At 63.0% G+C, this 20,702-nt stretch carries 25 protein-coding genes; 13 read left to right on the plus strand and 12 right to left on the minus strand.

What is annotated here, in order from left to right; translation table 11 throughout:
- Positions 1-236 precede the first annotated feature (236 nt).
- The 10 genes from VB716_RS03635 to VB716_RS03680 all read left to right on the plus strand — a co-directional run bounded on the left by VB716_RS03635 (position 237) and on the right by VB716_RS03680 (position 7,586).
- The gene (locus VB716_RS03635) at positions 237-884 is read left to right on the plus strand and encodes a TetR/AcrR family transcriptional regulator (protein ID WP_323246969.1); all 648 of its coding nucleotides are present in this window, start codon (positions 237-239) and stop codon (positions 882-884) included.
- 41 nt (positions 885-925) lie between these two features.
- A complete protein-coding gene (locus tag VB716_RS03640) occupies positions 926-2,155 on the plus strand; it encodes a 4Fe-4S dicluster domain-containing protein (RefSeq protein ID WP_323269746.1) in 1,230 nt (409 codons plus the stop codon).
- A gap of 903 nt (positions 2,156-3,058) precedes the next feature.
- Positions 3,059-3,277, plus strand: a complete 219-nt coding sequence (locus VB716_RS03645) for a hypothetical protein (protein WP_323246967.1) — start codon at positions 3,059-3,061, stop codon at positions 3,275-3,277.
- Complete coding sequence (locus tag VB716_RS03650; protein ID WP_254942885.1) at positions 3,277-3,624, plus strand: type II toxin-antitoxin system PemK/MazF family toxin; 348 nt, start codon at positions 3,277-3,279, stop codon at positions 3,622-3,624. The genes VB716_RS03645 and VB716_RS03650 overlap by 1 nt, the downstream gene beginning before the upstream one ends.
- A 262-nt stretch (positions 3,625-3,886) precedes the next feature.
- Complete coding sequence (locus VB716_RS03655; RefSeq protein ID WP_323246965.1) at positions 3,887-4,084, plus strand: hypothetical protein; 198 nt, start codon at positions 3,887-3,889, stop codon at positions 4,082-4,084.
- 126 nt (positions 4,085-4,210) lie between these two features.
- A complete protein-coding gene (locus VB716_RS03660) occupies positions 4,211-4,954 on the plus strand; it encodes a L,D-transpeptidase (protein ID WP_323269748.1) in 744 nt (247 codons plus the stop codon).
- The gene (locus VB716_RS03665; RefSeq protein ID WP_323246961.1) at positions 4,951-5,232 is read left to right on the plus strand and encodes a hypothetical protein; all 282 of its coding nucleotides are present in this window, start codon (positions 4,951-4,953) and stop codon (positions 5,230-5,232) included. The genes VB716_RS03660 and VB716_RS03665 overlap by 4 nt, the downstream gene beginning before the upstream one ends.
- Before the next feature lie 115 nt (positions 5,233-5,347).
- A complete protein-coding gene (locus VB716_RS03670) occupies positions 5,348-5,683 on the plus strand; it encodes a hypothetical protein (protein ID WP_323246959.1) in 336 nt (111 codons plus the stop codon).
- A 274-nt stretch (positions 5,684-5,957) separates the two neighbouring features.
- Positions 5,958-6,176, plus strand: coding sequence for a hypothetical protein (locus VB716_RS03675; RefSeq protein ID WP_323246957.1), 219 nt, complete (start codon positions 5,958-5,960; stop codon positions 6,174-6,176).
- A gap of 309 nt (positions 6,177-6,485) precedes the next feature.
- Positions 6,486-7,586 (plus strand): hypothetical protein, encoded by a 1,101-nt coding sequence (locus tag VB716_RS03680; RefSeq protein WP_323246955.1) that lies wholly within the window; start codon positions 6,486-6,488, stop codon positions 7,584-7,586.
- A 179-nt stretch (positions 7,587-7,765) separates the two neighbouring features.
- Here the strand turns inward: VB716_RS03680 and VB716_RS03685 are convergent, their stop codons facing one another.
- The 6 genes from VB716_RS03685 to VB716_RS03710 all read right to left on the minus strand — a co-directional run bounded on the left by VB716_RS03685 (position 7,766) and on the right by VB716_RS03710 (position 14,018).
- Positions 7,766-8,065: a hypothetical protein gene (locus tag VB716_RS03685; RefSeq protein ID WP_323246953.1), complete on the minus strand. Its 300-nt coding sequence runs from the start codon at positions 8,063-8,065 to the stop codon at positions 7,766-7,768.
- 21 nt (positions 8,066-8,086) lie between these two features.
- Positions 8,087-9,034: a hypothetical protein gene (locus tag VB716_RS03690; protein WP_323246951.1), complete on the minus strand. Its 948-nt coding sequence runs from the start codon at positions 9,032-9,034 to the stop codon at positions 8,087-8,089.
- Positions 9,035-9,103: 69 nt separating this feature from the next.
- Complete coding sequence (locus tag VB716_RS03695; RefSeq protein ID WP_322757568.1) at positions 9,104-10,273, minus strand: LysM peptidoglycan-binding domain-containing protein; 1,170 nt, start codon at positions 10,271-10,273, stop codon at positions 9,104-9,106.
- 3 nt (positions 10,274-10,276) lie between these two features.
- Entirely contained in the window at positions 10,277-10,774 is a 498-nt protein-coding gene (locus VB716_RS03700) for a hypothetical protein (protein ID WP_322757567.1), read from the minus strand.
- A 20-nt stretch (positions 10,775-10,794) separates the two neighbouring features.
- Positions 10,795-12,249: a DUF4055 domain-containing protein gene (locus VB716_RS03705; protein ID WP_323246948.1), complete on the minus strand. Its 1,455-nt coding sequence runs from the start codon at positions 12,247-12,249 to the stop codon at positions 10,795-10,797.
- Between the two features lie 443 nt (positions 12,250-12,692).
- Complete coding sequence (locus tag VB716_RS03710) at positions 12,693-14,018, minus strand: dGTP triphosphohydrolase (protein WP_322757565.1); 1,326 nt, start codon at positions 14,016-14,018, stop codon at positions 12,693-12,695.
- A gap of 469 nt (positions 14,019-14,487) precedes the next feature.
- Here VB716_RS03710 and VB716_RS03715 point away from each other — a divergent pair, with 469 nt between their 5' ends.
- From VB716_RS03715 to VB716_RS03725, 3 genes are all read left to right on the plus strand, one after another.
- The gene (locus VB716_RS03715; protein ID WP_323269750.1) at positions 14,488-14,988 is read left to right on the plus strand and encodes a GNAT family N-acetyltransferase; all 501 of its coding nucleotides are present in this window, start codon (positions 14,488-14,490) and stop codon (positions 14,986-14,988) included.
- Between the two features lie 80 nt (positions 14,989-15,068).
- The gene (locus tag VB716_RS03720; RefSeq protein WP_322757563.1) at positions 15,069-15,524 is read left to right on the plus strand and encodes a GNAT family N-acetyltransferase; all 456 of its coding nucleotides are present in this window, start codon (positions 15,069-15,071) and stop codon (positions 15,522-15,524) included.
- 62 nt (positions 15,525-15,586) lie between these two features.
- The gene (locus VB716_RS03725) at positions 15,587-15,928 is read left to right on the plus strand and encodes an NIPSNAP family protein (protein ID WP_322757562.1); all 342 of its coding nucleotides are present in this window, start codon (positions 15,587-15,589) and stop codon (positions 15,926-15,928) included.
- Positions 15,929-15,977: 49 nt separating this feature from the next.
- On the opposite strand, the gene VB716_RS03730 is transcribed toward VB716_RS03725, so the two are convergent.
- From VB716_RS03730 to VB716_RS03755, 6 genes are all read right to left on the minus strand, one after another.
- Positions 15,978-16,631, minus strand: coding sequence for a sigma-70 family RNA polymerase sigma factor (locus VB716_RS03730; protein WP_323269751.1), 654 nt, complete (start codon positions 16,629-16,631; stop codon positions 15,978-15,980).
- A gap of 44 nt (positions 16,632-16,675) precedes the next feature.
- On the minus strand, positions 16,676-18,316 hold the full coding sequence (locus VB716_RS03735) for a terminase (protein WP_323269753.1): 1,641 nt from the start codon (positions 18,314-18,316) through the stop codon (positions 16,676-16,678).
- Positions 18,313-18,846 carry a hypothetical protein gene (locus VB716_RS03740; RefSeq protein WP_323269755.1) on the minus strand — a complete coding sequence of 178 codons (534 nt, stop codon included), beginning with the start codon at positions 18,844-18,846 and terminating at the stop codon, positions 18,313-18,315. Before VB716_RS03740 ends, VB716_RS03735 begins: the two co-directional genes overlap by 4 nt.
- Positions 18,843-19,247 (minus strand): hypothetical protein, encoded by a 405-nt coding sequence (locus tag VB716_RS03745; RefSeq protein WP_323269757.1) that lies wholly within the window; start codon positions 19,245-19,247, stop codon positions 18,843-18,845. The genes VB716_RS03740 and VB716_RS03745 overlap by 4 nt, the downstream gene beginning before the upstream one ends.
- A 3-nt stretch (positions 19,248-19,250) precedes the next feature.
- Positions 19,251-19,598, minus strand: coding sequence for a hypothetical protein (locus VB716_RS03750; protein WP_323269759.1), 348 nt, complete (start codon positions 19,596-19,598; stop codon positions 19,251-19,253).
- Between the two features lie 97 nt (positions 19,599-19,695).
- Positions 19,696-20,409 (minus strand): hypothetical protein, encoded by a 714-nt coding sequence (locus VB716_RS03755; protein WP_323269761.1) that lies wholly within the window; start codon positions 20,407-20,409, stop codon positions 19,696-19,698.
- Between the last annotated feature and the right edge of the window lie 293 nt (positions 20,410-20,702).

Below are 20,702 nucleotides of genomic sequence, written 5' to 3' on the forward strand. Positions count from 1 at the left end.
CAGAGGCGTACCGGGTCTTCGAGTCGCGCTCGACAGCGAGCCCTGGCTGAGGAGCTGCTGCAAGAAGCACAGCCCTCCCTCGATTCCCCCCTGCAGCAAGCGACCACCAACACCAGCCGTAGCAGCCAAGCCAGCCGGAGCGTCGGAAGCGAGCCACAGTGTGAACATGAGTACGGTACGGTACTGTTTGGCCTGATTGATGCTGGTGCCAAGTCGTCCTTCGATTGCTTTGTCCGATGGTCCGCGCCGCAAGCCCTCCCCGGTCTCGAATCCTCCTGGCGGCCAAAGAGCTGTTTTTCAGCCAAGGTTTCGCCAGGGTCTCGACTGATGACCTTGCCCAGGCTGCGTCGGTTTCCAAGGCGACGCTGTACCGGCACTTCGAGGGACTCAATGGGGTCCTTCGAGCAGTCGTGGAAGCTGAGGTTGAAAGCTTTGAGCAGGGTGTTCCTACTGATGTTGAGACAGAGGAAGAATTCGTTGAAGCCCTGATCAGTTTTGGTTCGAAGCTTCTGAGATTTCTCAATCAACCTGAGATCATCAGATTCTCACAGCTGATGTTTGAAGAGGCGCGTTCACACCGCGATCTCGCCGGAGACTTTTACTCCTGCGCCTATGGTCGAACACAAGATGATCTATCACGCTTGATCCAGCAAGGCGTTGATCTTGGCTATCTGAAGTCTAAACACAGTGCCAATGATCTTGCTGAACAGCTTCTCGGGCTTTTGGAGGGTTTTGGATTTGTGCGCGCACTTCTTGGCTTGACCAGCCAACCATTTGAAAATCCCGAAGAAAGAAGCCGATCCTGTGTGCGCATCTTGTTGCACGGGCATACAGGAAGCCCGAACCTTCTCGATCGCACTTTCATTCATGAACGAAAGCCATGAGCATTCACAAATTCGCGCCTCCGGCGTCGCTTGGCGACCGGTTGAACGACTACAGCAAGCTTCTGATGGTACATTTCAAAAGCAAGTCTTTCACCATTGCTGTCGGGATCGCCACCCACTCAATATTCCCGCTCCTTCGCTGGCTGCAGCAGCGGAAGATCGACAAAGGCGAGACAATCTGGCTGGAAGACATGCCTGGGCCGCCACAAAGTCAGGCTTTCCCTCACCTGTCATTTCAACCGGCTGATCTGACTCCTAATGCCGGGCTACTTCGAAGGCGTGCTCGCCACATGAAAGTCGATTACCCAGCAACGGATTATCCATTTGCTTACCGTAAGACGCCACTTTCAGGCAATGTGATCAATGGCTTGGGCGAGGAGGCTGCCCGCCAGCCTGACCATGTATTTTTCGGTGACTCCTACAAGCGCGCCTGGGGAAAGCTGGACTGGTATTTCCAGGTTATGGAGCCCACCTCAATTCACCGACAGATTGCACAAATCTTTTGGCAGGACGGTGGTCGCGTTGGAATTGTGGCACGCAGAAATACCGCCCCTCCAGACCCTTCAGATGCCGCCCTCCTGATCAAAGAGGCGGCGAGGCGCTTCGGCGCGAGCCTGGCGGGCATCACCAAGATGGATGCAAGTTTTTGCTACCGGGACTCATCGCCCGATTTTCAGTATGCGATCTCAGTGGCATGGCCTATGGATCGAGAAGAGATGCTGCATACGCCGAGCCAGCGCTCCAATCGGGAGATCATGGATGCCTACCGGCAGGTCAATCGAGTAGCCATCAAGCTTGCGAACTTCATTCGATCCCTGGGCCACCCAGCTCAGGCGTCCACCAATCTAGCCCCAGGCTCCAGCACTGAAGTGCTTCATGTTCCCATTGCCATTGAGGCTGGTCTTGGCCAGCTCGGCAAACATGGATCCTTGATCACTGCTGAATTCGGCTCCAACGTGCGCTTGGCCACGGTGCTGACCGATTTGCCCCTTGCGATCGATCAGCCGCGCGACCTGGGTGTTGACGACCTTTGCCGTAACTGCCGGATTTGCGAAACCAATTGCCCGCCTCACGCGATTTTTTCCGAAAAGCAGACTGTGAGAGGCCAGAAGAGATGGTATGTCAACTTTGACAAGTGCGCACCCTATTTTGCTGAAACACGTGGCTGCGGAATCTGTATTGAAGTGTGCCCCTGGAGTGAGCCCGGAAAAGGTATGGAGCTCACAAAGACCCTGCTTGGTCGCCGCCACCCTGTTACGGGCAGCGAGTGAGCAGCTTTGTCGGAATGAGGCCCCACCTGGGTGCAGAGCACAACAAAGCCCGGAGTGCTGGCCCCGGGCGTTTGTCTGCTCAGCCGTGGTGCCGTCCCAAGGGGGACGGGCGCAGCTGCGCGGTCGGTTGATCGTTTGCAGATCAGGGTGTCTTCGGTTGTGGTCGGAGTTGCCGGCGCTGGCACCTGGGGCCAGGTGTCAATCGGGACGTTCCGTTGGGTCCGGGGCACCTGAGGCGGTGCAATGGACGGCGACTGGCTTGACACGCCAGGAACGTCAGTAGATCCGTCGAGAGTGTTGGAGCAGGGGCCGGATCGTCAGCGCACTCCTGGCTGCTGCTCAGGGGGGGTGTCTTCCATCGATGGAGCCTCCGAATCCCGTTGCAGCCAGAATGGATCCGGCGGCTGGAGACAGCAAGAGCAGCGGCGGGATCCACATCCCTCGTTACCAGCTGCAACGCATCGTCATGCGGGCCTTCTCGCCGCAGGTGCTAAGTGCCGGACAGGGCTGATCCAGTCCCTGCCCCACCGGCGCTCTGTGGATCGGCTACGCGCAGCCCTCCTCATGGTCCGGGCGGCCTCAAGGGCTGACGCGAGTCAGCCGGCTTGTTCGATGGCTTCGCTGCGCTCCGCATTGCAGAGGGAGGGGGCTGCCCCTTGACCCCGCCCGGCCTGCTTCGGGGTCTCCGCTACGCCTGCCATGGCTTCCGCATCCCGCATCCGCGCCTTCCAGCTCCTCAGCTCCCGCACCCTGGAGCTGCTCTGCGGGCGTATTTCTGCGCCTCGATCAAGGTCAGGCCCAAGGGCACGCTCCAGGGGCCTGGCCCCAGTGACAACAGCAGCTGTTGCCAGGTCGCTTGTGGGCAGGGTGAACCCTGAGGTTCAGGCTGTTTAGCCTGGGGCGATGACCAATCCCCAGCTCATTGAGAACCTGCTTGCGGTGATCCGCAGCCTGCCGGCTGACGATCGCCGCTGGCTGCTCAGGCAGCTGGAGCAGGACAGCAGCGACCTGAGTCACGGGGCCCTGGCTGAGATGGCGATGGCCGGGGGTGCCTTTGACGACCTGGCGGCTGAGCCTGACCTCTACAGCTTCTCGGACGGAGAAGCGATCGGCGCCTGCTGATGCTGAGCCGCTACGACATCGTGCTGGTCGCCTTCCCATTCACGGATGGGCCTGCGGCCAAGCCTCGGCCGGCCTTGGTGATCACCACCAGTGAGCGCCATGGGGATGTGTTGCTGGCCTTCATCAGCTCCAACGTCAGCGGGCCGCCAGGCCGCGATGAGCTCGACATCCCTGCCGATCATCCAGGCTTCTCAGACACCGGCCTAAAGGTGAGCTCGAGGATCCGGCTCAGCCGCATGACAACCCTGGCGATGCCACTGGTGAAACGGCGCATCGGGCTGCTGCCGCTGGCCTTGCAGACGGAATCCCAGCAGGTGCTGCAGCGGGTGATCGGCGGCCAAGGCTGAGCGTTCCCCTGTTGGCCAGTTCGTCGCTGTGACAGCAGTGGGCGGCACCGGTTTCCAATCCCGTGCCCGGTAGCGGCCTGGGCCCCTGCCCCACCGGCGCTCTGTGGATCGGCTACGCGCAGCCCTCCTCATGGTCCGGGCGGCCTCAAGGGCTGACGCGAGTCAGCCGGACTGGTGCGTTGGCTTCGCTGCGCTCCGCATTGCAGAGGGGGCTGCCCCTTGACCCCGCCCGGCCTGCTTCGGGGTCTCCGCTACGCCTGCCATGGCTTCCGCATCCCGCATCCGCGCCTTCCAGCTCCTCAGCTCCCGCACCCTGGAGCTGCTCTGCGAGGAGGCCTCCACCCATCTCCCCACCCCCCTGGAGCGGCTGGAGCGCCTCTGCGCCGATGTCCTCTTTGATCGCCAGCGGCTCAATCCGCCGCTGGTGAGCTCCTTCCCCGAAAGCGAGCTGCCCTTCTGAGGGGGCGAATCCCTCGGGCCCTTGGTCTTCGGGCCCTTGGCCCCGGCTGCGGCCGGGGCTCTCTTTTTGCCCGCAGCCGGCGGCCCCAAGCCAGCACTGGCAACAGGGCTCAGCAGCACCACGCCGATGGCCAGCCCCATGACCCCCGAGCGGTTCCAGGACCGCTTTGAAGCCTTTCGCGGTGAACCCCAGCAGGTTTCCGGCGTCTGGACCCTTCATGCCGCGATCGCTGCCCTGCCCGGCAGCGAGGCCGTCCTTGATGAGCAGGCCCCCTGGGCGCTCACCTTCAGCCAGAAACCCGCTGCGCCCCCGGCACCAGCAGTCCCCGACGGCGGCCTCGATCCCCGCGGTTCAGAGGAAGCTGGCATGGCCGGCCCGCAGCTGGCAGCCCCCGTCCAGCCCGGAGACACCTACCTGCTGGTGAATGACCGGGATGAGGACATGGAGGCCTACGACCACACCGGCCAGTTCCTCTGGAAGATCCCCTGCCTGGCCCGCGGCCAGGGGGCGGATACCGACTGGAGCCAGAACAGCACCGACACCCCGCCAGGGCTCTACAGGCTTGGCCAGCTCTACGCCGATTACGAGCAGAACCCCAACCCGCCCTGCTCCGATACCGCCATGGGCTACGGCTGGTATTCCTTCGACATGGAGGAGCTGGAGGGCCAGGAGGCCGCCCACGGCCGGGCCGGGATCATGCTCCACGGTGGTGGATCAGCCTGCGGCTGGCCCGGCGCCTGGGCAGCGCAGCAACCCCTGCACCCCACCCTCGGTTGCGTTCGCCTGCACAACGCCGATCTGCGCGACAAGGTGCTGCCCCTCTACCGGCATGGCACCGTCTATGTGGGGGTGTTCCAGGAAAAACAGTGACCCCGGGGCTGGTGCTGCCACCGGCTGGGGCCAGACCGCCCAAGCCGCCGTTCGACCGCGAGCGGTTCATCTTCAAGATCCTGGCGGTGGTGATCGGCACCCAGCTGCTGATCCATTCCCTCGCCGCTGGGGTCTGCGGTCAGCGGGCGCTGGAGGGCCGGCCTGTTGGCCAGATCTGCCCCGGCACGCTGGAGCAGCTGCAGGGCGGCTTTGATTCCACCCTCAAGCTGCTGCTGGCGCTGCTGGGCGGTGCAGCGCTGACGCGCATGGACCGTTAAAGCCTGGGAGCGGGAGGAGGGCTTGCTCCGGGCCTCTCCAGTCTGAGGCCCGTCCTGCGGCCGCGCCTCCGCTGGGATCGGTCCCGTCGCTGCGCCACACCTGGCGCCGATCGTCATGGCCACGCTCACTGCAGGCAATTCCGCTGCCACCTCCCCGTTCTGCAGGCCAGAAGAAGATCCGTTCCTGCTGCTCGAATCCACGCTGCGCGCGGTGGAGGAGATCCTGCTGCGGCGTCGTGGGCTGCCGCTGCGCCGCACCTGGATCGAGCAGCCCTATGGAGAAGAAGAGATCACCCTGCTGGAGGAGGAGGTGATCCCCGCGATCCAGCAGTGTCTGGCACGGGTCGATGCGCTGGATGAGCGGCTGTTAGCCCAGCAGGAGCTGATGCAGCGCTGTGAGCTCGAGCTGCAGCGCCAGCCACTGTCTGTGCAGAAGCTGCAGATGGCCTGAGCGCCATGGTTTGGGGGCTGCAGCTGCGGCCCCCTTGCCTGTGCCTCGATCCCAGGGTTGGCGGAGCAGCGCCTGTCCTCGGGCGCGGTGGGTGCTCAGCACGAATCCGCATGAGGGCCAGTGGGGCGTGGCTGGCCGGGCGGAGCGAAACCCCTCCGCAGCCTGCCCCTGCGGCTTGCGCTGGCCAGGGCTGACGCGAGGCTCGCGCTGCTCGCCCCTGGCCAGCACTGCGCCTGCGGGGCGTCTGGTCGGTGTTCTCCGCTCCACCCCAGCCATGGCCACTCCCCAAGGCCCCGTCTGCGAAGTCCGCCTGCTTGTGGTTCACCGCTATCAGCCAGGAGTCCAGAAGCTCGGCACCACCCCCTGTGAGGTCGAGTTCCTGGGCCGCCGCGGCAAGCCCGTCAAGAAGAGGCGGCTGATCCCTGCCGAGAAGGCGTTCGCCTTTGCCCGCAAGCTGCAGGGCACCCCAGGCTGCACCGTCTCGGTCTGCTGAGCCTGGGGGCGCAGGCCCGGCTGCCGGTTGGTGGCCGGGCTTTCCGGTCTTCACAGGCTGAGCCGGCCAACATGGACATCAGTGGCAAGCAAACCATCAGTCGCGAGAGTTGGGGAAGGCACAGCGAGCAGACGGCATCGAGAAGCAGGCCGAGACCCTGCTGCATGCCTATGCAACCGTCTGCCACAACTCCTTACGCCCCAGGGAAGCGGGGCCAAGCGCCCACTGACGTCAGACGACCGCCCCCGCCAGAATTACCTCACCCCCTGAGCCAGCCAACCCCTGATGCAAGCGTTGGTCTGGCTCCCGGTGGACAACCCCACCCTGGATGTTATCCAGGCGCAGCTGAGGCAGCGGGATGTGTTCACTACTGGGTATGAGCGCGTAGGAGTGGACGCATATGACCCGGCGACCTATCTGCATGACCAGTTGCTGGAGGAGACGAGCTTCGGCTTCCGCTACGACCGCAATGTGCTGAGCCGCCTAGTGGAGGTGGTTCAAGGTAAGCCGTTGAGCGAAGAGCATCGGGTGGCCTGCGGCATCCAGGTGCTGGCGCAGATCACGGAGGCCGTGGTGGAGCCAAACACGGCGCTCTATGAGTTGGGATCTGGCTGCTCGCATGCAGATGCTGAGGAGCAGTTAGCTCTGTTTCGTCGCATCGACCATACGCATCCGCAGCACTGGGCCGACCTGGCAACGGGTCGAGCTGATCGCTTCAAAGCAGAGCGACTTGGCGACTGGGAAGGAAACAGCGCGAGGGAGGACAATTACGCCAAAAGATTAAATCGGTGGAGCGCAAGTTATGCGGCTTGCCTGAAGATTGCCACCCTGGAACTGAGTGAGATGGGCGCCGAGGCCAGGATGCTGGAGTTAATCCGCTGGATGGAGGAAGATCTATGCTTCCTCTTGCCAGGGTTAATTCTTGCCAATCGGTATCTCGCGCCCAATTCCTGCCGTGGCGGCTTGTTCAAGCAACTGCGCAGCCAAGATCGAGGCAAGGCTCTTAAAGGAATTCGCAACCAAGCATGGGATCTCGCCTTGATCTATGCCTGGATGGAAGATTGTCGCAACATCGCCACCACTGGCAAGATCGTAATTCTGGCCAGCCTGGATCGCAGATTGCACTCGATCGCACGCTCGGTTCTAACGGCCATAGAACTTGGGCGCGATGAGGCAATCACAACGCAGCAGACAATTGAGCGAGAGTTCTTCTCTGCCTGGGGAATGGCACGTGGGCAGCGACTTCTTGGTGCATGGCAAGCCGCTCAATCACGACGACAAAGCCACCCCGAACGAAAGCGAGTCCTAACACTCGAAGACGCCCGAGAAATTGAGAAGTTTTTGGAGGCGCAGATCCTTCTTCCCGTCACTCCTCTGCCACAAGCCGCGGGCAATGGCCAGCACTGCTGAGGCTGGAATTGAGGCGATGGATTTCCTGATCCTTTGCGCGAGTTGCGTAAAGCGCTGAGGCACAGCAAAGCGGAGCCGCATTGCCGACGCCAGCTCCGTTGCACGGCTATGACCGATCGGCGTACCGCCCAACGTCCTGCAGATCGTTGGGCGCCACTCACTCCAACTAGCCCGACTGCTCAAGGGATGGGTTGGCGGTGAGCACCCAGCCAGTACCGGTAACGGCTGCGATACCGCCCGGCACGGGCTTTGGAGCGAGCAGAGCCGAACTGGGGGCTGGAGCCATCGCGGCGGCGGCGTACCCAGACACCCCGGCGAATCAGCCGAGTGTCGTTTGGATTGGCGCGGCGGGCGGCCACGATCGCCCCGTAACCCCGCTTCTGTTTGCGTTGGGCGCGGGAACGGGCCTGGCTGGCACTGGCGGCCGGCACCACCGTGGCGGTGGATCGGTTGCGCCAGAACACCAGGTACCAGGCCATTGCTCCCTCCCGGCGGGTTGATCAGCGCCGCGGTGCAGCCGCCCGGGGGGTGGTGCCCTTGACGGCCTCCAGGTAGAGCTCGGCGGTGCTCAGGGTCTGCAGGTTCACGGCTCCGCCGTGCTCGTGACCGCTCTCAGGCACAGCCGCCGAGTACAGCCCGCTGCGCTGCTGGAACAGGAAGCTGTACACCGGGTGGCGGCGCAGCTCCTCCATGTAGTCGCCATCGCTGAGGGCGACACCGTCGGCTGTGAGGGGCTGGCCCTTGCCATCCACCGGCAGCAGCCGCTCGCGGCCGTCCACCTCGCCCAGCTGGAAGTGGCCACCGCACAGCGTCACGAAGGTGTCAAAGAACGTCCCCCGTTCATCACCGCCCACCCGGCCTTCCGCTTCTGAAAACAGCCGTTCCATCAAGCGCTCCTTGCGCAGGTTCTGCACCTGGGAGCGGGCCTCGTCCCGTTCCTTTTCGACGCTGCGCACGCGGCGCAGGTTGGCCTCGTTGAGCTGGCGTTCGCGCTCGCCCACCTGGCGTTCGAACTCCTCGCGCTTGCGCTCGGCGTCCTGCAGGCGGGCGTACTCGTCCGGGTTGATCTCCGAGAAGCGCGAGAGCTGGGCTCGGGCCTTGCGCAGTTCTTTTTCGAGCTGGTTGCTGCGGCGGCGTTCGGCCCGCAGGGGATCAGCACTGCTGGGAGCAGCGGCAGGAGGTTCGTCGTTGTCGCTGGGGCTGGAGTCCTGTGGCAGGGAGAGGTCGAGGGTGTCGTCGCCGTCGGCAGCATCCAGAGCCACGTCAACGGCGCCGTCGCTGTCGAGCAGGTCGGAGTCAGCGGCAGGTGGAGCAGAGCCAGCAGGGACCTGGTTGGGTTGTTGCTGCTGTTGGCGGTAGGTCTGCCATCGGCCAGGAGGGACCATGGGACCTGGAGCAGCGCCACTGTTGGCGCCGCTGGAATCAGAGGAGAAGAAGGAGGAGGGCATCACCCATCACGGCTGTGGTGCTGCGGGCGCCCCGTCCGGGCTGCGCTCGCTCTCCCTGTTGCCAGCTCCTCAAAAGCCCTGCTCAGGCAGCTCATCCAGCACGGGAGCAGAGCGCCGGGCCGGCAGGTAGGTCCACTCCCCCGCCGGTAGCGGCGTGGAGGGCAGATAACCAGGCACCAGCAACTGCATCCCCGCCGGGATGGAAGTGGTGGAGCGGTAGACGGGCAGGAGCAGGGTGGTGCCAGCCGGCAGCGGTTCCTCGCTGGGCCAGCTGCTCAGCTCCGGGTTGAACTGGCGCAGCAGAGAGAGGCTGAGGTTCTGCTCGGCCGCCACGCTGCTGAGCGTGTCGCCTTCGACGCTGATGTAGGTCTCGCTCTGCTGCAGCACCGGGTTGAGGCTGCGCAGCTTGGTTTCGGTAGTGCCATGGCGGCCAGCCAGCACGGCCAGCGAATCCCCATCAATGGAGGTGATGGTCTGGGTGCTTTCCAGCTGGGGGTTGATCCGCCGCAGCGTGGCCACGGTGGTGCCGTAGCGCTCGGCGATCAGGTTCAGGGTGTCGCCATCCCTGAGCACCAAGACGCTGTGCGGCCTGAGTACCAGCTGGATCGCTTCCCCCAGCAGCGGCTGCAGCAGCAGCCCGATACCGCCGGGGCCGTAATCCGCCCCGAAGTGCATCACCTGGCAGCCGGCGAACTGGGCCCGCCCGCCACTGGGCAGCCCGCCCTCCGGTTGCAGCAGTGCCAGGTCCCCGAGCCACATCACCCCCTGGCAGGGGGCCTGCACCGTGCCCAGCAGCGTTGGGTCCCAGGGCAGCGGCGCCTCGTCGCGGAAGCCTGGTGTGGCCCAATTCAGCTCGGCCGCTAGCCAGTCGAAGGTGTTGCTGGTGCTCACCGGCAGGATCGCCGCCCGGCAGAGGTAGCCGCGCAGCAGCACGTCGCCTGGGTCGGTGAGAGCGGTGTCGTTGTAGCCGCTGACGATGCCGTTCTGCTCCAAGAAGCAGTCGATCACATGTCGGCGGATGGGAACCGGATTGCGGCTCTCGGGCCGGTCCACCTCAAACAGGCAGAGGCGGGCATTGGCGTAGGGCTGCAGCGCCAGCCACAGGGGAGTCGCAGCAGGCTGAGCCACCCGGCTGTCGATCGCCGGGGCGGCTTCAGGCAGAGACACCAGCTGGCCCCACAGCGGAGCACCTCGCAGAGGATTGAGGCCCTGGTTCAGGGGCGAGAGGGGCTGCTCCATCGCTCAGCCCCGCACCAGGGATCCCCGGAAGGGATCTGGGTTGCACAGGCGCCAGTTCTGCAGCCGCGGCAGCAGCAGCGCCAGCTGGCCGATGTGCTGGCTGCGCTGCCGGTTCAGCACCATCGCCGGGGACGGCCCCGCAGGGTTCCACTCACTCTCGGTTTCCTCCAGCAGTAGCTCGGTGGCGTACTCGACCACTGCCAACTTGCTCAGCGGCAGGGGGTTGGGCACAACGCCACCGGCAACACCCTTGCGCTTGGTGCGCACCGGTCTGTTCACCTGTGCCGGGGTCAGCGCCGCCAGCTGCTGATCCAGGAGGGCGATGGCATCGAGGTGGCCCTGAGCCGTGCAAACCCCCGTGGGGTAATGGGCCTGCAGCAGGGCCATCTCCCGGTTCAGGGCCGCAAGGGCAGCACTGGTGACGGGGATGGAGAGGGCGACGCGTAGAGCCTCAGCATCACCGGGGAGCCAGGTGCAGGTGGGCGGGGAGGTCTGGGTCATGCCCTCCGTTGCCAGCCAGCTCAGCTGCCGCTGCCCCCATTGATCTCGCCCAGCCCCAGCTGCTGGCGCAGCTCCACGCCGTCAATCACTCCCCGCTCATGCAGCACCAGCCACTCCTGCACCGATGGCTGGGGTTGGCGCGGGGGCTGGGGCGGCACCAGCGGGCTGATCTCCACGCTGCAAGCCGGCGAATCCGTCAGCTTCTCGCCGGTGAGGCTGGTCCACTGGCGCAGCAGGGTGCTGAGCATCGAGGCCTTCTGGCCTGCCAGCGATTGCAGCACCGCAAAGCTCTGGCCGGCGGTGAGCGAGACCTCCAGCTCGGTCCGGGCTGGACCGTGGCCGCCGGCGGGGATCAGGGCGTCACGACGCATGGCCTCCTCCAGCTGCTGCAGGTAGGCCCGGTGCTCAGCCAGCGAGCGGGCTTCAATCTCGACCCACTGGAACTTGGCGCCTTCCGGCAGGTCCATGAAGGAGGAGGTGGAGAGCACCAGGCGCTGGGGGCGCTGGCCTTCTGCGCCGCCAGTAGCCGAACCCGAGCCCAGAGCGCCATCACTGCGCCGGAAGCCGTAGGCATCGACCAGCCCCGTGCGCACACCCACCGGCAGGGCGGTGCGGGAGAGGAGATCCTCGTATTCGCTGCGGCAGCGGTAGTGGTTGAGGTACTGGTGGGCCAGGCCCAAGTGGGGCAGATCGCCTTCTCCAAAGGCGGTGCCATCCACCGAGTACCAGAGGGCCGGCAGATCAAAACGCTGCGGCATCCGCTCCGGCTCCCCTGCTGGCACCACGTCGTAGCCAGCGGCAGCACCGGGATTGGGGTTGGCCTGCCAGCTGCGCAGCACCAGGCCGTCATCCGTCACCGACAGGCTGCGGTAGAGCCAGGCCTGCGGGTCTGGCACCAGTCCGCCGTGGGCGTCGATCACCACCGTGGGCACTGCGGCATTGCCACTGGCAAAACGGGGCGGCAGGGCCTGACGGCGCGGTTCGCGCCAGACGATCTCCACCGGGCCCGACGCCGGAGCCGCACTGGCGGTATCGGTGGGCAGGCGCCAGTTGAGTAGGTCGCCACGGGGCACCAGCTGCAGGCGGGGTAGGGAGAGCCTGTCTCCCTTGGCGATGGCCTCAAGCCGGTCGCCTTCTGAGGGCCAGCGGTGCTGGGGCGGCAGCTGCAGGATCAGGCAGCCGCCATCCCGCAGGGTGAGCAGGTCGGCCAAGAACAGGAACACCCCCAGGTCCGTGCCCTGGCCATCCACATCGGTGGCCACCCGGATCAGGGAATCAGGCAGCTCCTGCCAGGCCAGCCGCGACAGCATCCCCGCGTAGGTGCGCAGGGCATCACGGAAGAAGCCGGTGGGACGGGCCGCCTCCAGGCGCTTGAAGTAGCAGGTCTCGGGCTCCTCGATGCCGCGGGGCAGGTAGACCGGCCGGCGGCTGGTGCCGTCGGGGAGCTCCAGCAGGGTCCAGCAGTCGTAGACCAACTGGAGTCGGTCACGTAGGCCGCTGAGGGTTGGGTGTTCCAGCCAGGGGGGCTGAGCTGGGGGTTGAGCCTGCGGTGTGGTTGGGGAGGTGGGGCTGCTTGAGGTGACTGACCTGCGGCGGGTACTGGGCACTGGCTACTGGTGAGATCAGAGCCATTGCCAGAGGGAGCAATGAGCGGCGGGACGGTCCATGCAGGATCTGCATGGTTCCAGTCAGATCATCCGGGCAGGCGCAAGAATGTCGGACAGACCGTGGGGCATGGGTTCATATGCGGACCCGTATAAGAACCAGGCTGGATGAGCGATCTGCCTGAAAGTGGCTGGCACGCAGTGGGATTAGGGGTCAACTGGTAATGATTTCGGGATCTTATGCGTACCACGAAGGGCCGGAGCATCTCTTAGCGAGGGTCCGCCCATATAGCGTTCGGCAGCCAGCATGTTGCCTAGATGGCACCACGGAGAATACCTCCAGGATCGCTACCAGTAATTCTTCGATATAGAATGAGCGCCTGATTATCAGTCAATGAACAGATTATATCTGCGGCAATCCTATGGTTAGACTCCTTCCCCATATCTCGATCAGCTATCAAGCCATGAAACTGTAACGGAATGGCTCGCAGCTCTCCCCTTTTTAGATTCTTCAAAAAGAAGTAAAATAGTACTTTAATAATTCTCCTGTAACCAGCCTGCTGAAGGGCCAAGCTTGGCCTGTCAATTACGTATGTCCATACAAGTTCTTTGAGCATTTTGATTTGAAGAGGTATTCTACTGTCAAATACCACTCTTCTCTGGCCTTTGGTGTAATCCGGATTTAAGTTGATTCCTCGTCGAATCCAGTCAGATATCAAATGTGAAGCCGCTTTCTTAATATCAATCCGTTCTTCCTGAAGCCCGGAGTAGGAAGAACTCATGCGCAGGGGATCAAGTACCATTTTCAAGGCATCAAGATGCTTGTCCTCGAAAACAGCTGGGGAAGGACGCTTTCTCCAGCGACGATCAATATCTTCCTTTAATCGCAGAGCCTCAGGAGTTAAAACGCTAGCGAGGTCAGACCCCAGCTCATTCAATGGAATTAAGCCAGCACGATAGAAATCCTCGGTGTCATGAATAGCGAATGTAATATCATCTGCGAAGTCCATAATCTCGGCCTCCAAAGATTTGAATCTGTCTCCTGGCTCAAACAGCGCATGGGCAAAGGTAAACTCATCAGCTTCGGATTGAGAATAATATCCGTACTTTGAATTAGGAGGTCCACCACTCCGCGTCCTTGCCATTGGGTACTTAGTCACGGCAGCCAACGTGGCTCGAGTTAAGTTAAGCCCGCGATAGGAACTGCTGTGCGGTTCAATTTTTGTAAGAATGCGAAAAGTCTGAGCATTGCCTTCAAAGTGGCCTGAATCTTCAGTAAGAAGCTGAAGAGCTTCCTCAGCCACATGGCCAAATGGCGGATGTCCAAGATCATGAGCAAGTCCAGCAGCTTCGCATACCTCAGGATCCAGTCCGCCTAGATTTTCTAGGAGAGTAGGATCTGGATTTTCATCCAAAATCCGTTCAGCAATCCTCCTTGCTACCTGTGCGACTTTAAGCGAATGCGTTAGTCGATTATGGACTACCCAACCTTCGTCCGCAGAAACAACCTGAGTTACACCCTGCAGCCTACGGAAAGCCTCAGAATAAAGAATGCGATCTCTGTCGCGCTGAAATTCATTGCGCTGATCTATTCTTTCTGAGATTGGGTGCTGCCGATCGTGCCGAGAAGGGGCAGTCATGCAGGGAGGCTAATGACGTTTGCGGATTAGTCCAGATTCGACAATGACTTTGCCTTCGTCGGCTAATCGCCATATTGATCTGGCGAGCTCATGCATGTAGACAGATCTTGAGCTGCTGCTTGTACTTCTGAGCTTTGCAAGAATCTGCTCAAGAGTAATGGGAGAACTTTCGCTACCAAGCGAAGTCATGATCTCCTCGTCAAGCTGGGCTTTCGCGGGACGCTCAAGCGTTGCCATGGTTTAAGCGGTACCTTTGACTTGTCTTAGGTTAGGTTGGCTGGTGGTCTTTGTCAATGCTGATGGCAATTGTTATGTCGTATTGACTGGAAGGATGCGAGGCGGTTTTATAGACACTTGCCGCCGAACATTCAAATGCAGCGGACGGGACCACAGATGGTTGTCAACATTGGAGAATTCAGCCCGCCGCTGATTTAAAACGTTGGACATGCTGTCTGCTGAGGAGGAGGCTATGACCGAGGTCTTCATCAGACATGTGAAGCAGGGCGACTATCAACCGATCATCTCGGTAGTTGATGAATGGTGGGGTGGTCGGCATATGGCCGCAATGCTCCCCAAACTCTTCTTCGTCCACTTCAGCTTCACCAGCTTCACCGCCGTAGATGAAGGTCAGATCGTTGGGTTCCTCATCGGGTTCGTTTCGCAGACCTTTCCCGACCAGGCCTACATCCAATTCCTCGGCGTGCATCCCGCACGTCGTGGAGAGGGTTTGGGGCGCCTCCTCTATGAGCATTTCTTTGCCACGGCCGCCTCGCTTGGCTGTCGCACTGCTCTATGCGTGACAGCTCCGGTCAATCGCAACTCGATTGCCTTTCATCGTCGCATTGGCCTCTCTCTCCTTGAATTCGACTACAAGGTCGACGGCGTGCCCGTCGCTTTGGGCTATGACGGGGAGGGTGAAGACCGCGTGATCTTCATGAAGGACCTGGATACTCATGACACCGAACGGTGATGCCCAGCATGCAGATCTAACTGTACGCGGCTGAGACGCGTACAGTTCATCCGCCAAGCGTTATGCTGCATACTGAGGTCATGAAGCAAGTTCAAGCTAGACAAGCCGTCCTCTCGGATCTGCAGCTTCTCGCGCCGCTGCTGGATGCCTATCGTGTCTTTTATGGAAGCGATAGTGATGTTGAGGCAGCTAGGCGATTCCTGCTGGAGCGTTTCAAACATGGAGAATCAGTCCTCTTCATTGCGACGATCGAGGAGACTGCTGTGGGTTTTTGTCAACTCTATCCGAGCTTTTCCTCTGTTTCATTGGCACGAACCCTTATCCTCAATGACTTGTATGTAGTGGAGAGTTCTCGCAAGCAAGGCATTGCAACTATGCTCCTCAAGGCCGCGGCTGAGCTTGCAAAGGAGCTCGGAGCCATAAGACTCACGCTTTCAACTGCTATCAGCAACCAGGCCGCTCAAAATCTGTATGAGCAGGCTGGTTGGATTCGCGATCAAGACTTCTATGTTTATAGCCTGAAGATATCGGCATAACATCCCGCTAGACTTGTCCGCCTCCACGAAGGCCCGCTAGTCTTTTAAGATCTCTGCGGCAGGTGAGCAGGGCGTTAGTCCTCAAGAAAGAGATCATGATTACCTGTTATCTTCGATACATCATCGACCCGTTCAAGCTCAAAGAATTTGAGCATTACGGCAAGGTCTGGATTCCACTCGTCGAAAAATTTGGCGGCAAGCATCACGGATACTTCTTGCCCTCCGAGGGCGCAAACAATGTCGCGTTGGCAATGTTCACGTTTCCCAGCATGGCGCTCTATGAGGAGTACCGCATCAAGTCGCTCCAAGACCCTGAGTGTCTAGCTGCCTTCAAGTATGCTGAGGAAACGCGCTGCATTATTAGCTATGAGCGCAGCTTCTTCCGCCCAGTCTTTGAGGGCTAGCAGTTCATTCAAGCCGACGCCGCTTCGCGGCGCGGCTTAATTCAGGCGTTCACTCAACAGGGAAAGCAACCACCCGTACTGAGCATGCATCGACAATCTGAATCCACTGCTCACGGCTGACTCCTATTCGCCTCAGCATCTCACCCACGTCAACCCCTGAGGTAAGCAACCGCTGCCCCCGCGTATGGATCTCCCGCCACGTCGGCGGCACCTTCAGTAGGAAGCCGTTGTCCCGCAGAAAGTGTGTGATCTCCCCGTTCGCATAAGTGCGCCCGTAAGGCCGGAATGGGCCCCTTGAGGGGTCGTAGCGCCGCGCTGCTTTGATCAGGCCGATCATTGCCAGCTGCAGCAGGTCCTCCTTGGGATGAACGGTGCGGCGAGCGAAGTTGCCGGCGATCTTCTCCGCCAGGTCCCTGTGCTGCAGTGCCAGGGCATCGGCCGCGGCATGGGGCCGCACCGGCCGTTCTCGCCGGGGCCTGCGCCGAGGAGGCCGCTGACCCTGGAGTCTGGGCGGATGACGCGCTGAGGACTGGAGATTGATCTCCAGCTGCACTGCTCGGGCGTGGCACGCTGGCCTGCGGTAACGCTGTTGCTGCAGCATCCGCTCCACGCCAGCGGCATCACCCACCAGCACCACCGCGATCGGCAGAACCAGCTGCACAACGACCGGCGCCAGCACTCCAGAGGCTGGGATCTCGAGCACCGATGGCGCTGAATGTTCACGCACCGCGGACACCATCGACCAACTCATCGGCTCACCAGCAATGGCGTCACCACCGGCTGGATGCCCTGGGCCTTCCAGTAGCGGCCCTCCAGCCACAGGGCGCCGTGGCAGAAGGCATCCACCAGGTCTTTGCTGCCCTTGGGGAAGCGGATCGCCTCTTCCACCAGCGGCTGGGCCCGGTGGTGAAAACGGATCTGCCCTGCTTCCATCAGGGGGGCGACGGCATGGGCGCGGGTTTCCTTGCTGCCGCGAGCGGTGATCGGCAGCATCCCCGGCACCCGACGTCTGAGCGTCTGCAGCACAGCCGGGCCGTTGGCGGCGTCCTCGATCAGCACCGCATGGGGCCGTAGGCCCTGCTGCTCGAGGGCCTCCAGGCAGCCCAGCAGGAAGCGGATCACCTCCGGCAGGCCAAAGCGGTGCCGGGCCGCCCAGAGCACTTCCATCTCCAAGGCGGTGATTTGAGGCGGCCCCTCGGGTTCGCCTGTGCGCGGGTTGAGGGATCTCGGTGGTGGTGCCAGCAGGCCGGCCAGGCAGAAGCCGCAGTAGTCGCTCTCCGCCTCCCCCTTGAAGCTCAGGTCACAAGAGAGCGCCAGCAGGGCGTAGTGGCGCTCTCCCTGCGGGCGGGCCTCTGGAGGTCGGATCCAGTTGCGCAGGAAGATCGAGCCTGATGCCGGGCTGGGGCGCTGCTGGTACAGCGCCGCCCACCAGTAGGTACCCAGACGGGCTCGGATCTTGATCAGCTCCGGCAGCGGGAACCGCTCGGGGCACAGCGCCTCACCCTCCTGGCGCCAGTCGGGGATCAGGGTGCAGGTGGGCGGCAGCTTGGGCCGTTCTGCCGGGTCCTCGGCGATGGCCGGCAGATCCAGAACGGTCCAGTGCTGCGGCGCTTCACCCAGTTCCTGCTCCAGCAGCCAACCGATCACGTCCTGGTGGTCCCAGCGGGTCAGCACAACCACCTGGGCCGAGAGGTTCGGCTGCTCCCTGCCGTCTGGCCCCAGCACCGAGGCCGGCTCGGCCCGCGTCAGCCATACCGAGCGCAGCCAGTCGATCAGCTTCTGCCGCAGCGCCGGGGATGCGGCATCACCAGGGCCCTTGTAGGGGTCGTCGATGATTCCCAGGCTGTAGCCCTTGCCGGTGAACGGTCCATCCACCCCGGCGGCGATGCAGCCACCCCGCTGGCGGGTGAGCCAGTTGCCCACCGCCGCCGAGTCGCGGGCGAGCAGATGGCCAGTCACCCGGTAAAAGTGACGGGCCTCGCGGGAGTGGGCATAGGCCAGCTCGGCCGAATAGGAGGCGATCGCCGCGAAGAGCTGCGGGAAGCGCTGCAGGAAGTAGGCCGGGAACAGCTTGGACACCAGGAGGCTCTTCCCCAGCCGCGGCGGACAGGTCACGATCAGCCGGCTCAGCTGGCCATCGGCAACGGCCTGCAGCAGCTCAATCAGCACATCGGCCCAGCGGTGGAAGCCGTAGCGGGGGTAGGCCTCAGCGATGAAGCTGCGCAGGCTCTGGGGTTCCGTTGGCTCGGCAGCAGTAGCCGTGGGGAGGTGCAGCAGACCGCCGTCGCCCCAAGGGTCGAGCTCAGGCAACAGCAATCCGCCTTCTGCAGCGGCCGGTGACGTGAGCACTGGTGCTGGCATCGCAGTGGCGGCGGTGCTCGCCGTCATGCCCGTGGCTCCGGCGGCTTGATCGGTGCCCGCAGCAGGCCACCGATCTCAGCAATCACTCGGAAAGCGCCGACCGCTGCGTTGAACTGCTCGGCGTCCATCGCCCGGCGGGCGCAATCGTTCAGGGCAAAGATCTGCTCGGCCTGGTGACGGCGGCGGTCGGTGATCAGCTCCTCCACCATCCGCTGCCGCGCCTGGGCGAGGTAGCGGCTCACCGTTTTGATGTTGGTGATTCCCCAGTTCTGGGCAGCTTTTTCCCTGATTACGGCCAGCGGCAGCCGTTGCGCGATCCACAGCTGCGCCTCAGCGATGCGGGTCTCCACCTCCATGTGGGTGGCGCGGGGCTTGTGGGTTTTGCTGCGGCGGCCCCGTGGCGGGTTGCCCTTGCCCACCGGCCTGCTGGGGTCGGCGGCCGGCCAGATCGGGTTGCCGTCGTCGTCCTGCTGGGGCGGGGCAGCACGCAGCTCCTCCAGCGACTCAGCGACCGCGTCTGAGCAAGCGCCCGCTGTCGGTGGCTGCTCGGGGCTCATGCTCCACCTCCACTACTGGGCGGCAGATCAGGGAGCGCCGTCCCCTGGGGCGACTGCTGCAGGATCCAGCTCACGTAGGCAGCCCACTGCTGGGGAGTGAGCACAACCCGCCAGGTGCCTCCGCGGAAGCGGACCAAGGTCGCAGCGAACGGAGCACCGGCATGGACGGACTGCAGCCCGGCTTCCTCGGGCTTGGTACGAGCCGCGGCGGCGGTGTTGGCCCAGCTGGCCACCTGGATCACATGGCCAGGTACGCCATCGAGATCACCGGTATCCCCGCCAGCGCTGGTGGTCCGCCCTGCCCCCAGTCGGCGGCGCACCGTCATCCCCAGCAGCTCGCTCAGCAGCAGCGCCGCCTCTCGCTCCGCCGCATCCCCCTTGCGCTTCTGGGGATTGGCCATCGCTCAGCTCCGGCCCGGCTTGATCGTCCAGAACGCCTTGCCCTGCTTCTGGCTGGCCGTCCCGCTGGCGACCGCCAACCGCTGCGCCTGCTTCAGTGCCTGCTCCTGCTGTTGCAGTGGCTCGGGGTAGACGTAGCTGATCCGCCCGGCGGACCAGCAGAAGCTGCAGTCGTTGTGGGAGAAGTTCGCATCCAGCTCGCCGGCCTCCAGGGCGCCGCTGAGCTGCTCCAGCAGCGGTGTCAGTGCTGCCTCGATCGCCTTTTGCTCAGCTTTGAGGACGGTGATGCGATCCAGCAGCGCATCGAGATCACCGTCGCCAGCGGCTGGAGGAGTGGTGGAGCTGGCAGCCATGGGCGAGAACAAGAGAAGCGTCGTGCGGTGCAGGCAGCAGGGCCTGCCATGCAGGATAGCGGCTCGATAGTCCGAATAAGGTGATTCGGATAGCGCGTCACCACGGCCGAAAGCGACTCACGTAGCCCGCCCATGCCGCTGCCCACGCCGCTAGGCACTCCTCGCGGGAATACAGCGGCGAGAAGCGGGTCTCACCCGGCCGGGCCCAGATCGTCTGCCCGGCGTCGTACTCCACGCCCCAGGTCGCATCCAGCGCCATGTAGCCCCCCAGCTGCGCGCGGGTGCAGTAGCTGCCCGAGCCTGGGCGCGAGAGGGTCTTGAGGTCGGCGAGCACCCGCAGGCCGTTGGTGTGCTGGATGTAGCCGGTGTCGTAGGTGCCGGCCAGGTTGCGGATCAGGCAGCAGGTGGGCCGCTCGGAGGCGATCACCGTCACCTGCCGCCAGTGGGGGTGGGCAAGCAGCGGCTCGATCCAGTCCCGGTAGTTGCCAGAGCGCAGGCGCTCCAGCTGCCGGCTTGCTTGCTGGCGTTGTTGGGGCAGGGGATGAAAGCGGCTGTGCAGCAGGGCCTCTAACGCCAGGTGCACGGTGTGGCCTCGCGGCTCCCAGAGGTGGCGGGTGGCTTCGATGCGCGCCATCGCCCAGTCGCTCTTGCTGGAGCCGACCACACCGGTGACGGACACGGCGAACAGGTGATCCCCCAGCCAGTAGCGGTGCTCCGGGTCGGTGCGCCGCAGGCCTGGGATCGGAGTCAGCCAGTCGCTGGGGACAGCGGCAGCAGATCTGCTGGTTGGTGTGGGAGAACGCCTGATCACCAGAACCTCACGTGATACACCAAATTCGTTCGTTTCTTTGTATTCCCCTCTGGCGCAAGGGTTCTGAGCCGGTCTGGGCGCAGCGCATTCTTTCGATTCTTTGACATTCTTTGGCCCCCAGCAGGCCGCAGACCCCGCCACTGAAAGAAGGCAAAGAGTGGCCAAAGAAATGAACCCCTGAAATCCCTGAGAACGCTTGCGGCGCAGTGGAGGGGAAAGAAAGCGATGAATTCAGCCCCTATGGGATGAGCGTTGGCAGCAGCGGCGTTGCGTTGCTGAGGCTCCGGGATGGC

The organism is Synechococcus sp. CCY9201, assembly GCF_034931105.1.
Taxonomy (GTDB): domain Bacteria; phylum Cyanobacteriota; class Cyanobacteriia; order PCC-6307; family Cyanobiaceae; genus CBW1002.